The following is a 13,963-nucleotide window of genomic DNA, read 5'->3' as shown; positions in this document are numbered from 1 at the left end:
GCTTCTTCCGCCCCTGCGGCGTTCGGATCTTGCGGATCTCGAACTCTTCCATCGCACTCCCCAGGCCGGGGTGTTGCGACGACCGCTAGAAGGGAGGTCAGGGACGGGGGCTTCTTCGTGTCCCCAGGAATAAACAGGTGTTTCACTCCTGTTAGGCTGGTGACTCATCAAGTCATCCCATGATTCCACGACTGGAGGATTCGGTCCGGCATGAGCGTGCTCACCCAAGAGACCAGAGGCGGCAGAAGCGGCTCGTTGGCCTGGCTCCTCGTGCTGGGAATCATCCTGGCGGCGCTCAACCTGCGGACCGCGGTCACCAGCGTCGGGCCCCTGCTCGACCAGCTGTCGGCCGGTCTCGGCATGTCGAATGTGGGCACCGGACTCCTCACCACCCTACCCGTCCTGGCCTTCGCGACGGTCGGCGCCATCACCCCGAGCCTGGCCCGCCGCCTCGGTGAGCATCGCCTCCTGCTCCTGGCGCTGGTCACGCTCGGCGCCGGCCTGGTGATCAGGGCGTCGGTCAACTCCGCCCCCGTGTTCCTGCTGAGCAGCGCCGTCGCGCTGTCCGGCGGCGCCGTCGGCAACGTGCTCATCCCGACCCTGATCAAGCGGCACTTCCCCGCCAGGGCCGGGGTCATGACCACCGTCTACACCACGGCGCTCGCCGTGGGCACCATGCTGGCCGCCTCCGCCACCGTCCCCATCGAGCGCGCCGCCGACGGCAACTGGCACATCGCGCTCGGGGTCTGGGCGGCTCTCGCGGCAGTCGCCGCCATTCCGTGGCTTGCGCTTCTGCGCAGTGAGCCGGAGCGGGACAACAGCAGGTCCGAGGCCACGCCGCGCACCCTGGTGCGCAGCAAGCTGGCGTGGGCGGTGGCCGTCTACTTCGGCACCCAGTCGATGATCGCCTACATCATGTTCGGCTGGCTCGCCAAGATCCTCACCGACGGCGGCTACACCACGAGCCAGGCCGGCGTGATCCTCGGCGTCTTCACCGCGCTGAGCATCCCCGTCTCACTGGTGCTGCCCTCGCTGGCCACCCGCTTTCGCGACCAGCGCCCCGTGGTGGCAGGGCTGGTGGCCTTCTACGTGGTCGGCTTCCTCGGCCTGTGGTTCGCGCCGTCCACCACCGCGTGGGTCTGGGTGCTGTTCGTCGGCGTGGGCATGGGCTCCTTCCCGCTCGCGCTCACCATGCTGGCGCTGCGCACCCGCACCGCCGCCACCACCGCCGCGCTCTCGGCCTTCGGCCAGAGCGTCGGCTACCTGATCGCGGGCGCGGGGCCGCTGCTGGTCGGCGTGCTGTACGAGACGACGGGCGGCTGGGACGTGCCGTACGTGATGATGCTCGCCGTCATCGGTGTGCAGCTGTTCACCGGCTGGTACGCCGGCGGCAACCGCTACCTCGAGGACGAGGGCTCGCAGGCACAGGTGGAAGGTCCTGAGAAGATAGCAGTGTGAGATCCACTGTTGTCACTTTCCCAGAAGGCCAGGTCAACGGCCGTTCGGAGATCGTCGGGTCCGTGCCGCTGGGGGTACGGCACGGCCTCGTCACGGCTGAGACGCCGTTCCATCCGCTCGACCACACCTGGCCCGACCAGCCCGCCGATCGTGGCACGATCGGCGGGCTCGCCGTCGTCGACTGCGTGACCGGCGCGCGGTCGGCCGAGGGCGAGATCCTCCTCGGCCAGGACATCCCCGCCAGGCGCGGAGACGAGGGCTGGGACTGGCTCGTCGTCCACGTGACCGACGCGCCGCTCGAGACCGGCGCGACCGTCGAGCTGGCCGTCGACGAGGCCTACCGGCAGTCGCTGTCGGCCGGGCACACCGGCTGCCACCTGGCGGCGCTGGCGCTCAACGCCGCGCTGGCCGACCGCTGGCGCAAGGAGGTCAGGACCGACGCCCTCGGCCATCCCGACTTCGACCAGAGCGCCATCACCAGTTCCCGCATCACGCCCCACGCGAGTGTCGACGAGTACCGGCTCGGCAAATCGCTGCGCAAGAAGGGCTTCTCCGCTGAGGGCCTCGACCTCGGCGACGTCGCGGGACGGGTCAACGAGGTGCTCAAGGCGTGGGTCGCGGCCGACGCGCCGGTGTGGATCGACGTGCCAGGGCCCGAGCTGACCGCCCGCCGCACCTGGCACTGCGCGCTGCCCGACGGCGAGGTGTCGATCCCGTGCGGCGGCACGCACGTGGAGCGCACCTCGCGGCTCGGCGCGATGAGCGTGACGCTCACGCTCTCGGAGGATGGCTCCCAGCTCACCATGCACACCGCCGTGGGCAAATAGCGGTATACCATTAGGTGCATGATGACTGAGCTGCTGCTTCGCGACGCCAATCTCTGGGGCACGGGACCCGCCGACGTGTTGATCAGGTCGGGCCGCATCGCGGAGATCGGCCACGGACTCCAGTCCGGCGAGGTGGAGGAGCTGGGCGGCAAGCTGGTCATCCCCGGACTCGTCGACGGCCACGCCCACATCGACAAGACGATGTGGGGTGGGCCGTGGGCCTCGCACGCCTCCGCGCCCGGCCTCATGGGCAAGATCCGGGGAGGGCAGGAGCGCCGTCCCGAGTTCGGCATCCCCAGCGCCGACTACATCTCCGCGCTTCTGGAGAACATGATCACCCTCGGCACCACGCACGTGCGCACCCACGTGGACGTCGACACGGTCATGGGCCTCGACGCGGTGGACGCCGTCCGTGAGGCGTTCGCGCGGCACGAGGGGCGCGTCACCGGCCAGCTGGTCGCCTTCCCCCAGGCGGGCCTGCTCATCGCCCCCGGCGCCGACAAGCTGCTGGAGGAGGCGCTCAGGCAGGGCGTCGACCTGATCGGCGGCCTCGACCCCGCGGGGCTCGAGAACGACGCGGTCAAGCACCTCGACATCGTGTTCGGGCTGGCCGAGAGGTACGGCGTCGGCGTCGACATCCACCTGCACGACCGTGGGTCGCTCGGCGAGTGGCAGTACCGCCTCATCATCGAGCGCACCAGGGTCCTGGGGCTGCGGGGCAAGGTCACCGTGAGTCATGGCTTTGCGCTCAGTGACGCCGCGCCTGCCGTACGGGCCGAGCTGCTGGAAGGGCTGGCGGAGGCGGGTATCGCCATCGCCTCCATCGCGCCTCCCGGCCGCGCGATGCCGCTGAAGGAGCTCGCCGCCGCGGGCGTGGCGATGACGCTGGGCAACGACGGCGTGCGCGACCTGTGGAGCCCCTACGGCACGGGGTGCATGCTCGACCGCGCGCTGCTCCAGGCGCAGCAGACCGGCCCTCTCGACGAGGACATCGAGCTCGCGCTCCACGCGGCGACCTACGGCGGCGCCCGCGTCACGGGCCTGGCCGACTACGGCCTGGCGGTGGGCGACGTCGCCGACCTGGTGGTCATCGACGCCCGCAACGCCGCCGAGGCGGTGTGCGTGCGCCCTGTCCGCTCGCTGGTGCTCAAGGCGGGCCGTGTCGTCGCCCGCGAAGGCTCCCTCGTCTGACCGCGACCGGGACCCTCGGCACAATGGTCGTCAGCATGTGTTGACAAGCACCCGCTTGTCAGCTCATGCTGACAGGCATGAAAGTCACCGAGCTGGCCGAGGCGGCGGCAGACCGGGATCCGGGAGTGGGGCTGGCCGCGGTGGCGGCGCTTCGCGGCCTGCTGGAGGAGCTCGAGGCCGTACACGTCACCAACGCACGGGACCAGGGCTGGTCGTGGGAGCAGATCGCCGACGCGCTGGGCGTCAGGCGGCAGTCCGCGCACCGCAAGCACGCCCGCAGGACCGGGAGGTAACCATGTTCGACAGATTCACCGACCCCGCCCGCCGCGCGGTGATGCGCGCGGGCATCCTGACGATGAACGCGGGCCGCACCTCGCTCGCCACCGACCTGCTGCTGCTCGGGCTGGCCGAGGAGCACCCGATGCCCCACCTGCCCGACCCGGCGGCGCTGCGGCCGCACATCGACACCGGCCGCACCCGTGAACTGCTCGCCGCGATCGGCATCGACGTCGAGGAGGTACGCCGGCGCACCCGCCACGGCCTCGACGACCCGCGCCTGTGGCGGCTGGAGCGCTCGAGGGTCGCCTTCCTGCGGGTGACGCTGTCAGGACCCATGGGCGTCCTCCCGCTGCAGATGCACGCCAGGAAGGCGATCGAGGTCGCCCTGTGGAAGCCGGGTCCCGTGACGGGGGAGCGGCTGCTGTGGGGCCTGCTCGCCGACGCCGCCAACGGCAGCGCCGCCATCCTGCGCGAGGCGGGCGCCGACGTGCGCGAACTCGTGCGGGTGGCCGGGATCCCCGTCCGCCGCGCCACCTCAAAATGAACAAGTTGTTCACATCGAAACGTTGACAACGATCGGTGTCAGCGACATGCTGGGCGCATGGATCCCTTCACACCTCCCGACCCCGGCCGGATGCGGGCGCATCGTGAGTACGCCTCGCTCCTGCGCATCACCGAGCGGCATGCCGCCACCGAGGCCCAGCGTTCCCGTCAGGCGCACGCCGACATCCTCGGCCCGCACGAGGCGGTCAGGCTCGTGTCGCTGCTCGCGGGCGGCGGCGCGCAGCACGAGCAGGCCGAGGAGAGGGTGGACGACGCCGACATCGTCGCCGCCCTCACCCTCATTCCGTCGGCGCGCGCCGAGATGGACCAGCTGGAGTCGGCGCTCCTTCTGATGGCCCGAGGGCGCGGCCTCACCTGGCAGGACATCGCCTTCGGGCTCGGCCTCGGCACCCCCCAGGCCGCCAGGCAGCGCTACGAGAGGCTGACCAGCCGCCTGGCCGTCGAACCGGGTGCGGACACGCCCTGATCAGCGGGCGGAGAGCAGCCAGGGGTCGCGGAGGTCGTAGTAGACCAGCTCGCCCTCGTACAGCGACATCTCCTCCTCGAAGAGCGCCTTGAGCTCGGGCGGCGGCTGCCTGCGCTCGCCCTCCCTGGCCGACTCCTCGGAGGTGAAGTAGATCGCCTGGGTGAAGGAGCCCTCGCCCCACAGCGCCGCGACGCCGCCGAGGACGTCGGAGCGGAAGTCGGTGAACTGCGACTCGTAAAGGTCGTTGAGCTCGCGCATCCGCTGCACGTCTCGCACTCTGCCCTCGATGACCTGCACGAACCCGGCGTCGTCCGACCCTCCGCCCAGGAACGGCAGCACCTCGGGGCAGTCGTGGAAGACGACCTCGCCGCTGAGCAGCTTCGAGGTCTCGCTCCACCACTCGCCCTGCTCGGGCCGCTCGCTGTTGGCCCGCGCGGCCTGCTCGGACTCGAAGCGGGCCAGGTTGACGAACGTCCCGTCGTCGGTGACGCCCGCGGTGGTGCCGAGCCACCCCGTCGCGCCGCCGGACAGCTCCTCGACCCATCGCTCCAGCGCGGCACGCAACCCGCTCACGTCAGTGGCGCCTGCTCGCATGACCTGGATGAACATGATGACGTCCTCCCCCCTCGTCGCTCCCGGTGATTCGAGGCTACGGGGACGTCCCCATGGGGTCGAGCTGCGGAGATCCACAGGTAGGACAAGCAATGGCAAACGTCGCCGGCCGTTCGGGCGGCCCGGCGCGGAGGTGAGGGCCGAGCCGCAGACGGGCGCGGCCGGCCGCTATTCGGCCTGCGACCTGGCATAGTCGGCGGCGCCGCCCGCGAAGTCGTAGATCACGGCCTGCTCGTCACCGACCACCCAGGCGTCGTGGCCTGGCTGGCAGACGAAGATGTCACCCGGGCCCACCTCGGCCTCGGCGCCGTCGTTCATCCTGATGCGCATCCTGCCCGAGACGACGAAGCCGTTGTGGTACACCTCGCACGAGTCGGTGCCCGCGATGGGTTTGACCGACTCTGACCAGCGCCACCCGGGCTCGAACGTGGCCACCCCGAAGGTCAGGCCGCTGAGGCTGCACACCTCCAGGTGGCCGTTCGGGAAGTCGCGGCGCTCGTCCGGCTTGTCGATGCTCTTGACCTCGATCATGACGTCCCCCCTTCCTTCGCCTCCAGTCTTGCACCGGGTATTGACCCCAACAAGAGGCTGAGCTGGGAGAACGCCGGGTTCAGCGACCGCCGAGATACTTGCCGACCCCGGCCGCGAGAGAGGCGGCGATGCGCTCGCGGAAGGCGGGATCGGACAGCTTGGCGGCGTCGCCGGCGTTGCCCATGTTGCCGCACTCGACGAACACGGCCGGACGGGTCGACAGGTTGAGCCCGCCCAGATCGGTGCGGGTGTCGAGACCCTCCTTGCCGATGTAGGTCGCGTACGGCAGGCCCGTGCCCTCCCTGTAGGCGTCGCGGACGGCGAGCCCGAGCCGTCTCGACGGATCGACGATCGCGTCGTTGTGCCCCTGCACCAGGCCGGGAAGGATCACGTGGAAGCCGTGCCCGTCGGCGCCCGCGCCGTCGGCGTGCACCGACACCACCGCGTCCGCCTCCGCCTTGTTGGCGGTGGCCGCCCTCTCGGTGATGCACGGTCCCACGCCCTTGTCGTCGGGCCTGGTCAGCACCACCTTGGCGCCCATCTTCTCCAATATCGGCGTGAGCCTGCGGGCGACGTCCCAGGTGAACGCGTGCTCGGTGTACCCGGCGCGGGTCTGCGTCCCCGTGGTGTTGCACGGCTTGCGCTGGGTGATGATGTCGACGAGCTTGTTGATCACTTCGGGGTGCGAGGCGTTGCCCCCGTTGTGGCCGGGGTCGATCGCGACCACCTTCCCCGCCAGCGGCGGGGCGGGCGCGTGATGCTGTTGTGCGGAAGTGGGCGCGCCGCCGCACGCGGTGGACAGCGCCACCAGTGCGGCGAGCGTCACCGCTTTGTCGGCGCGCATGATTCGTACCGTACCGGCTTGACCTGCGCGTTCTGGTCTGACGGGCCTCTCGATTGCGTAGATCCCGCCCCGTCAGCCGGGCAGGGTCTCGCCGCCGACGGGGGCCAGGATCTCGCCGGTGTAGTACGACGACAGCCGGTCGGCGGCGAAGAAGACGTACGAGGGCGCGATCTCGTCCGGGTCGGCCGCCCGCTTCATCGGGGCCTGCTGGCCGAAGGACTCCACCCTCTCCTGCGGCATGGTCGCAGGGATCAGCGGCGTCCAGACCGGCCCCGGAGCGACCGCGTTGACCCTGATGCCCTTCTCGACGAGGTTCTGCGCCATGGAGTAGGTGAAGGCGTTGATGGCGCCCTTGGTCGCGGCGTAGTCGATCAGCGTCTTGTTGCCGCGCAGGCCGTTGATGGAGGAGGTGTTGATGATCGCGCTGCCCTCGCGCAGGTGCGGCAGCGCCGCCTTGGTGACGCGGAAGTAGCTGTGGATGTTCACCGCGAACGTGCGCTCCCACTGCTCGTCGGTCAGCTCCTCGAGCGAGTCGACAGGCGCCTGGTAGGCCACGTTGTTCACCACGACGTCGAGGCCGCCGAGCTCGGCCACCGCCTGCTCGACAACCGCGACGCAGTGGTCGGCGTCCTGCAGGTCGCCTGGCAGCAGCACGCACCGCCGCCCCTCGGCCTCCACCAGCTTCCTGGTGTGGTTGGCGTCCTCGTGCTCGCTGAGGTAGGCGATCGCGACGTCGGCCCCCTCCTTCGCGAACGCGACGGCGACGGCGCGCCCGATCCCCGAGTCGCCTCCTGTGATCAGCGTTCTCTTGTCGCGCAGCAGGCCCCTGCCCTCGTAGCCGCGCATCTCGTCGCGCGGCTCGGGCGACATCTCCCCGCTCTTTCCCGGGTACGGCTGGCTCTGCGCGGGTGGTGTGGCATTCGCTTCTTCTGGCATGACCTGCGCGTGCCCAGCACGGGGTCGGCCTAACGGCATGGAATCCCCATGTGTTCGACAGGGGGTCGGCGCCGGGTGCAGCCGGGTCAGTAGCTCCTGCGCAGCCTCACACCTGGGCCGATCCTGCGAGGGGTGCCGACGTTGTCGACGAGGTTGGCGGTGGAGACGACGGACATCGCCTGGCCCTCGCCGTCGCCCTTGGTGAACAGCAGCCCCGTCTCCCGCTTCGTGCCGTGCCCGAGGATGGTGTTGCCCGTCACCGCGGCGTGCCCCGTGCCGTAGTTGACGCCGTCCAGGGCCAGGTAGACGAAGTCGACGTCGGCGGGAAGCGGCCCGGCGGCGGTGTCGCGCCTGCGCTCGGGCGGCGCCGCCCTCAGCTTCCACGCCTTGGTCAGCTCCTGCAGCCCGTTCGGCGGCGGCAGGAACTTGTGGATCCTGTTGGCGGTGATGGTGGTGTTGGCCTCGCCCTGCAGGTCGCAACGGATGCCGTAGTAGGTCTCCTTCGCCTTGCTCTCCGCGCCGAAGTCCTCGATGTAGTTGTTGTGGATCGAGGTGCCGAAGCAGCGGTGGGCGTCGATGGCGTGCTTGGGCGTCGCGTACAGGTGGAGGTCGCTGAAGGTCCACCCCGCGGCGTTGTCGCTCTGGATGGCGTGCGTGCCGCTGAAGCCGATCCACGAGCGCTGGAAGGTCCAGTCGGTGACGGAGTTGCCGGGGTCGACCACCCTGAGGCCGGCCTCCACCGCGCCCGCGATGTAGACGTCGCTGATGACGCTGTTCACCATCGTGTTGCGCAGCATGACGCCGTCCTTCGACGGGTTGCTGATGCGGATGCCGTCGGACGGCGCGCCGTACACGTCGATGTCGTAGATCCTGGCGTTCCACGAACGCAGCATCAGGGCGACGGTGCCGGTGTTGGCGTCGCGGTTGCCGTCGATGGTGAGGCGCTCGACGCGGAGCGTGTCGTCGCTCGTGTCGAAGTTCTTGACCCACCCCTCGGAGGCCAGCAGGGCGGGCAGGTTGGCGCCGTCGGCCTGCTTGATGACCGTCCCCGCCTTGGAGTCGCCGCGGAAGGTGCGGCGGCCAGGCAGGCTGATCGTCGCGTTGACCAGGCAGGGGCCCTTGACGACGATCTCGTCCCCGTCCTTGGAGGAGTCGATCGCGGCCTGGAGCGTCTTCGCGTCGTCGAGCGTGTTGGCGCAGGTGGCCTCCACCCTGGCGGCCGCGGCCGTCCCCATGGGCATGAGGATCGTGACGCCGGTGGCCGCCACCGCCAGGGCGGCCGCGCCCACGACGAGACGGCTTCTTAACTGCGGCATGTGATGCCCCGTTCATGTCCGAGTCAGATGACAGGGGGGCGCGAACCGCAGCAGGATCCCCGTGTCCCGCGTGCCCCCGTGATGATCAGCCTGGCACGCCACGAGGCCGGTACCGCGTGGAACCCGGTAAATGGTCCGGTACGGTGTCCTTCGTTGTCATTTGTCGTAGTTTTGCGAAGGGGATCGGGCACATGCGCAAGGCGTCGCTCGCCGCCGTCCTGACCGTGAGCCTCGCCGGGTGCACGGTCGTGCCGAGCATCGTCGCCCAGCGGGCCGCCGCGCCGGCCTCCACCTCTCCCGCGCCCTCGGCCTCGCCTTCGTCGCCGTCCTCGCCATCTCCCGCGTCCTCCACTCCCGCGCCGAGCCCCACTCCCTCGCCCGCCCGGCTGACCGTCCAGGAGGCCAGGCAGGCCGCGGCCGGCTGGCTGGCCGAGCACAACAAGACCGTCAAGGACCGCGACTGGTGGGACGACGACGACAAGAGGGACACGCTGTTCGCCGACGGTATGCGGCACGAGATCGTGATCGACAAGGGCCACGTGGAGGACGGCCAGAAGAACAAGGCCCGCAAGCCGATCAGGCTGACCGGCAGGCAGACCTACTACGTGCCGAGCGAGCAGCCCGAGGGCGTCGAGTGGTTCCTCCTCCACGCCACCTACCAGGGCCAGGACCGCGCGCACATCCTGGCCTTCTCGCGGCTGAAGGGCGAGTCCTTCAAGCTGGCCGCCAAGACCCCGCTGCACTACGGCCAGCGGATACCCGCGCCGAAGCTGGACGCCGACGGCTACGTCACCGCCGCCCCGATCGGCACGGGCACGACCATCGCGCAGGAGTACAGGACCTTCTGAAACTACTCCACCAACGAGAAGGCGGGCAGGAGCGGCTACCGGCTGGCCAAGGACAACTACAGCCGCCGCGCCTTCGCTCGGGTCTCCAAGGGCATGTACATGGGCTACGACTCCTTCGCCCGCCCGTACGGCTTCCGCACCAGGGACGGCGGCTCCTTCTACGTCTTCAGCCTCCTCAACGACCCGCAGTCGATCACGCAGGTTCTGACCCTGGGCGCGTACGTGCGGGGCGGCAGCAAGTCGATCCAGGAGATCGCCGGCGACTGGTACGCCTAGCCGCTCAGGACGCCGGATGGAGATGGGCCATCTTCTCCGGATTGGCGATGAGGTAGATCGTGTCGATCCTGCCGTCCACGACCACCAGCGAGATCACCGTCACCACCCGGCCCGCGGTGCTGATCACGGCTGCGGGCCCGCCGTTGACGGAGGCCACCTCGAAGGTCAGCTCGGCGTACTCCTCCACACCGATCGAGCCCATGAACTTGTGGATGTCGCTCGGCGAGGCGGCCGAGGTGAGGAAGCGGCCGACCTTCGCCTGGCCCACCAGCACCCTGAGGGGCGCCCTGGCCTTGCCGCCGCCGTCCCCGACCAGCGTCACGCCGTCGGACAGCAGCGCCATGAGCCCCTCGAGATCCCCGCTCGTCGCGGCGTTGATGAACCGTTCGGTGATCTCCCTGCGCCGCACCCTGTCGGCGTCGAACCTGGGCCGGCCCTCCTGCACGTGCTCCCTGGCGCGCCTGGCCAACTGCCTGGTGGCCGCCTCCGACCTGCCGATCACCTCGGCGATCTCGGAGAACGGCAGGTCGAACGCCTCACGCAGCACGAACACCGCCCGCTCGAGCGGCGACAGCCTCTCCAGCACCACCAGCAGCGCCAGCTCCACCGAGTCGGAGAGCTCGGCGCGCTCGGCCACGTCGGGCGTCGTGACGATCGGCTCGGGCAACCACGGGCCCACGTACGACTCCCGCCGGGACTGCGCCCACCGCAACCGGTCGATCGCCAGGCGGGAGGTGACCCTGATGAGGTACGCCTTGGGGTCGGCGACGCTCTCGTGCTCGACCCCCGACCAGCGCAGCCAGGCCTCCTGCGCCACGTCCTCGGCGTCGGCGGCGCTGCCGAGAATCCGGTAGGCGACACCCACCAGCAGGCCCCGGTGCTCATGGAAAATCTCCGTAGTCATGCCCCGAGAGTGGCACATGCTTCGATTCGTGGTGAGCGGCGGATTCGGCTACACTAACCAACGTTGCACGGGGCTATAGCGCAGCTGGTAGCGCACCTCCATGGCATGGAGGGGGTCAGGAGTTCGAGTCTCCTTAGCTCCACTGGCGGCACTCGAACACGAGTAGCGGCCGAAGTGCTTGTGGCGGCGGTGTCATTGATGACACCGCCGCTCTTGTGTTTTCCGGCCCTGGTGACGTGCAGGAGCGGGGCGATCGAACCCTCCTGCTCCTTGGCTCGCCGTTGCCCCCCACGAACGGGCACCCTACTGTTCGGCTGTGCTCTTCCAGGAAATCAACCAGCTCATCGCCTACGACGAGCGGCAACGGATGGTCCCCGGCGACCGCGATCGGCTCACCACGCTCGTCAACTCGGCCCGCGCGCAGGACCCCGCCGACTACACCACGATGCGGGCGCTCGGGGTGGGACTGCTGCTTCTGGGCGAGCACGGCGACGCCATCGATCACCTCAACCGTGCGCTCGATCTGGCGGACACGAGCGGCAGGAGGATCGCGGCGTCGATCAATCTGGCCGACGCCTACCGCTACTCAGGCGACATGGCGGCCTCGGAGACTCTCTGCCGCGAGATGGTCGATCTGGCCAGGAAGGAGGTACCCGAGATGGTGTCCTTCGCGCTCCAGCATCTCGGCAGGACCCTCATTGACCTGGGTCGCAGACAGGAGGCGCGCGAGGTGCTGCATGAGGCCCTGGCTTTGCGTATGGCGAAAGGCGACCCCGAGCTGATCGCGAGCAGTCAAGCGGCCCTGCGACTCCTCGACCTCTAACGCTCTGTCATGCGACCGTGGATCACCGGTCGAGATCAAGTTGGCTCCACCGATCGCAATGGTCGGTGGCCTACTCGCGGAGGGAGGTGGGGTGGCCGCGAGGCTCTTCGACGGCGGCGCCAGGGCGTGTGTGAGCGGCTGCCGGGGGGCTGAGCCGACCGGCGAGGGAGGTCAGCGGGAGCGGAAGACCCAGCGGTCGAGCAGGGTGAAACGGATCACCGTCACCCCGATCGACGCCCCCACCAGCGCCAGCCCCTCCAGCCAGCGGACACCCGCGCCCACGACCACGACCGCGGCGGTGGTGACGGCGAAGTTGAGCAGGAACAGCAGCCCCGCCCTGGCGTGCACGACCGCCCTTCTGCCCTCGCCCCTGTTGAACGTCCATCGCCTGTTCGCCTCGGTGTTGACGACCGCGGTGGCCGCCAGCGCGAAGAGGTTGGCCGCCTCGGCCCCCATGCCGGCGCGCAGCAGCAGGTAGAGGCCGGCATGCACCACGGTGGAGGCGAGCCCCACCAGCCCGAACGTGACCACCTTGCGCAGGCCCTCGGCCCTCGGCCCGTCCGCCGAGGGCCAGGGACGCGCGGGCGCGAGCCCGGGCACCTGCGGGATCTCCACCGTGGCCGCGCCTGAGGAGATCGCCCTCGACACCCTGACCAGTCCGCGCAGGTCGCTCAGGGCGGTCCGCCAGAGATCGACCTTGGAGTCGGTGTCCTCCACCCAGTCCACCGCCACCTCGCGCACCCGTGCGCCGTTGTGCTCGGCGATCAGCAGCATCTCGGTGTCGAAGAACCACTCGTCGTCGGCGACCCTGGCGAGGATCGGGCGGATCACCTCCGCCCTCGCCGCCTTGAACCCGCAGGCGGAGTCGGTGAACCCGGCCCTGAACCCCACCCTGAGGAGGCTGTTGTAGGCCCTGGAGATGACCTCCCTGCGGAAGCTGCGCCTGATGCGCGCGCCGCCGAGCAGCCTGCTGCCGATGGCCACCTCGCAGTGGCCCGAGGCCACCGCCATGACCATCGGGAGCAGCGCGTGCAGCCCCGTGGACAGGTCCACGTCCATGAAGGCGACCACGTCGGCGCCGCTCGCCGTCCAGCCGGCCTTCACCGCCGCGCCCTTGCCCCGCTGGTCCAGCCGCATGACGGCCACGCCGTCCAGGCGGCGCGAGAGGTCGGTGGCCAGCTCCCACGTGCGGTCCGTGCTGCCGTTGTCGACGACGGTGATCCGCCACGGCAGCGGGAAGGACTCCCTGAGGAAGCGGTGCACCGTCTCCACGCACCCGGGCAGCGCGCGCTCCTCGTTCAGCACGGGGATGATGATGTCGACGGTGACGGTCCTGGTGGCGCTGTCGGGGACGAAGGGGACCCCCTCGACGGCGGCGGTCACGGTCGCCTCATCGGCGCCGGGCGCGCGCCATCAGCGACACGCCCGGCAGAGACGAGACGGGAAGGAAGCGCTCGGCCATCACGACGGCCGACAGCGCCAGGTTCACAGGGCCTGGCAGCTCCTCCAGGTCACAGCCGGTCGCCTTGCGCCTGCGGATCGCGGCCACCGGCCTGAGCAGGACGTTCCAGCTCCACAGCCGCTCGATCACCAGCCCCGCGCCCTCGATCAGCAGCCGGAGCTCCTCGCGGGTGTAGCGGCGGTGATGGCCGAGCGCCACGTCGTGCGCCGACCACAGCCGCATGTCGCACGGCACGGCGACGAAGGCGGTGCCGCCTGGCTTGAGCACTCTGGCGATCTCGGCCGCCGCCGCCTTGTCGTCGTCGATGTGCTCGAGCACGTCGAGCGCGGTGACCAGGTCGAACTCCGCGTCGTCCAGGGGCAGGCAGCGCAGGTCGGCCTTGATGGCCTCGAGCCCGCGCTGCCTGGCGTAGGCGACGGCGGTGTCGGAGTAGTCGGCGGCCAGGGCGCTCCAGCCGTAGCGCCTGAAGACCCTGGTGTTGCCGCCGCCCGCCGCGCCGACGTCGAGGGCGCGCCCGGGACGGCCGATGCGGCGCAGCTCGCGGGCGAGGATGGCGCGCCGCTCCCGGTACCACCAGTGGCGGTCCTCCAACTCGACCGCGCGCTGGATCTCGGTGGCGTCCATGG

17 protein-coding genes and 1 tRNA gene are annotated in these 13,963 nt (G+C 70.1%); 10 read left to right on the top strand and 8 right to left on the bottom strand.

The genetic code is table 11. The features are described from left to right. Nucleotides 1-210: 210 nt before the first annotated feature. The 6 genes from ABFX50_RS48060 to ABFX50_RS48035 all read left to right on the top strand — a co-directional run bounded on the left by ABFX50_RS48060 (nt 211) and on the right by ABFX50_RS48035 (nt 4,785). Nucleotides 211-1,458, top strand: coding sequence for a CynX/NimT family MFS transporter (locus ABFX50_RS48060; protein ID WP_346157377.1), 1,248 nt, complete (start codon nt 211-213; stop codon nt 1,456-1,458). Beyond that, on the top strand, nt 1,455-2,285 hold the full coding sequence (locus ABFX50_RS48055; RefSeq protein ID WP_346157375.1) for an alanyl-tRNA editing protein: 831 nt from the start codon (nt 1,455-1,457) through the stop codon (nt 2,283-2,285). The genes ABFX50_RS48060 and ABFX50_RS48055 overlap by 4 nt, the downstream gene beginning before the upstream one ends. Before the next feature lie 18 nt (nt 2,286-2,303). Next, nucleotides 2,304-3,476 (top strand): amidohydrolase, encoded by a 1,173-nt coding sequence (locus ABFX50_RS48050; RefSeq protein WP_346157374.1) that lies wholly within the window; start codon nt 2,304-2,306, stop codon nt 3,474-3,476. Nucleotides 3,477-3,553: 77 nt separating this feature from the next. Further along, nucleotides 3,554-3,769: a helix-turn-helix domain-containing protein gene (locus tag ABFX50_RS48045; protein ID WP_346157372.1), complete on the top strand. Its 216-nt coding sequence runs from the start codon at nt 3,554-3,556 to the stop codon at nt 3,767-3,769. Nucleotides 3,770-3,771: 2 nt separating this feature from the next. After that, nucleotides 3,772-4,299, top strand: coding sequence for a Clp protease N-terminal domain-containing protein (locus ABFX50_RS48040; protein WP_346157370.1), 528 nt, complete (start codon nt 3,772-3,774; stop codon nt 4,297-4,299). Nucleotides 4,300-4,356: 57 nt separating this feature from the next. Then, a complete protein-coding gene (locus ABFX50_RS48035; RefSeq protein ID WP_346157368.1) occupies nt 4,357-4,785 on the top strand; it encodes a DNA-binding protein in 429 nt (142 codons plus the stop codon). On the opposite strand, the gene ABFX50_RS48030 is transcribed toward ABFX50_RS48035, so the two are convergent. The 5 genes from ABFX50_RS48030 to ABFX50_RS48010 all read right to left on the bottom strand — a co-directional run bounded on the left by ABFX50_RS48030 (nt 4,786) and on the right by ABFX50_RS48010 (nt 9,024). Continuing rightward, complete coding sequence (locus ABFX50_RS48030; protein WP_183647337.1) at nt 4,786-5,394, bottom strand: hypothetical protein; 609 nt, start codon at nt 5,392-5,394, stop codon at nt 4,786-4,788. A 171-nt stretch (nt 5,395-5,565) separates the two neighbouring features. Next, on the bottom strand, nt 5,566-5,928 hold the full coding sequence (locus ABFX50_RS48025; RefSeq protein WP_346157366.1) for a cupin domain-containing protein: 363 nt from the start codon (nt 5,926-5,928) through the stop codon (nt 5,566-5,568). Nucleotides 5,929-6,007: 79 nt separating this feature from the next. Next, the gene (locus ABFX50_RS48020) at nt 6,008-6,772 is read right to left on the bottom strand and encodes an N-acetylmuramoyl-L-alanine amidase (protein ID WP_346157364.1); all 765 of its coding nucleotides are present in this window, start codon (nt 6,770-6,772) and stop codon (nt 6,008-6,010) included. Nucleotides 6,773-6,844: 72 nt separating this feature from the next. After that, nucleotides 6,845-7,708 (bottom strand): SDR family oxidoreductase, encoded by an 864-nt coding sequence (locus tag ABFX50_RS48015; RefSeq protein WP_346157359.1) that lies wholly within the window; start codon nt 7,706-7,708, stop codon nt 6,845-6,847. A gap of 86 nt (nt 7,709-7,794) precedes the next feature. Then, nucleotides 7,795-9,024, bottom strand: coding sequence for a right-handed parallel beta-helix repeat-containing protein (locus ABFX50_RS48010; RefSeq protein ID WP_346157357.1), 1,230 nt, complete (start codon nt 9,022-9,024; stop codon nt 7,795-7,797). A 191-nt stretch (nt 9,025-9,215) separates the two neighbouring features. On the opposite strand from ABFX50_RS48010, the gene ABFX50_RS48005 reads away from it, so the two are divergent. Next, a complete protein-coding gene (locus ABFX50_RS48005) occupies nt 9,216-9,872 on the top strand; it encodes a DUF8094 domain-containing protein (protein ID WP_346157355.1) in 657 nt (218 codons plus the stop codon). A 99-nt stretch (nt 9,873-9,971) separates the two neighbouring features. Further along, complete coding sequence (locus ABFX50_RS48000; RefSeq protein WP_346157353.1) at nt 9,972-10,148, top strand: hypothetical protein; 177 nt, start codon at nt 9,972-9,974, stop codon at nt 10,146-10,148. A 4-nt stretch (nt 10,149-10,152) separates the two neighbouring features. Here the strand turns inward: ABFX50_RS48000 and ABFX50_RS47995 are convergent, their stop codons facing one another. Further along, nucleotides 10,153-11,052 carry an RNA polymerase sigma-70 factor gene (locus ABFX50_RS47995; protein WP_346157351.1) on the bottom strand — a complete coding sequence of 300 codons (900 nt, stop codon included), beginning with the start codon at nt 11,050-11,052 and terminating at the stop codon, nt 10,153-10,155. Between the two features lie 69 nt (nt 11,053-11,121). Here ABFX50_RS47995 and ABFX50_RS47990 point away from each other — a divergent pair. Further along, nucleotides 11,122-11,194, top strand: a tRNA-Ala gene (locus ABFX50_RS47990). Nucleotides 11,195-11,368: 174 nt separating this feature from the next. Next, nucleotides 11,369-11,875 carry a tetratricopeptide repeat protein gene (locus ABFX50_RS47985; protein ID WP_346157349.1) on the top strand — a complete coding sequence of 169 codons (507 nt, stop codon included), beginning with the start codon at nt 11,369-11,371 and terminating at the stop codon, nt 11,873-11,875. Nucleotides 11,876-12,046: 171 nt separating this feature from the next. Here ABFX50_RS47985 and ABFX50_RS47980 read toward each other — a convergent pair whose 3' ends face one another. Next, the gene (locus tag ABFX50_RS47980; protein ID WP_346157346.1) at nt 12,047-13,258 is read right to left on the bottom strand and encodes a glycosyltransferase; all 1,212 of its coding nucleotides are present in this window, start codon (nt 13,256-13,258) and stop codon (nt 12,047-12,049) included. A 7-nt stretch (nt 13,259-13,265) separates the two neighbouring features. Then, nucleotides 13,266-13,961, bottom strand: coding sequence for a class I SAM-dependent methyltransferase (locus tag ABFX50_RS47975; RefSeq protein ID WP_183647316.1), 696 nt, complete (start codon nt 13,959-13,961; stop codon nt 13,266-13,268). Between the last annotated feature and the right edge of the window lie 2 nt (nt 13,962-13,963).

The sequence above is a fragment of the Nonomuraea recticatena genome, from assembly GCF_039533245.1.
Taxonomy (GTDB): Bacteria; Actinomycetota; Actinomycetes; order Streptosporangiales; family Streptosporangiaceae; genus Nonomuraea; species Nonomuraea roseola.
The sequence above is the reverse complement of the archived record's forward strand: the minus strand, read 5'-3'. Positions and strand labels throughout refer to the sequence as shown.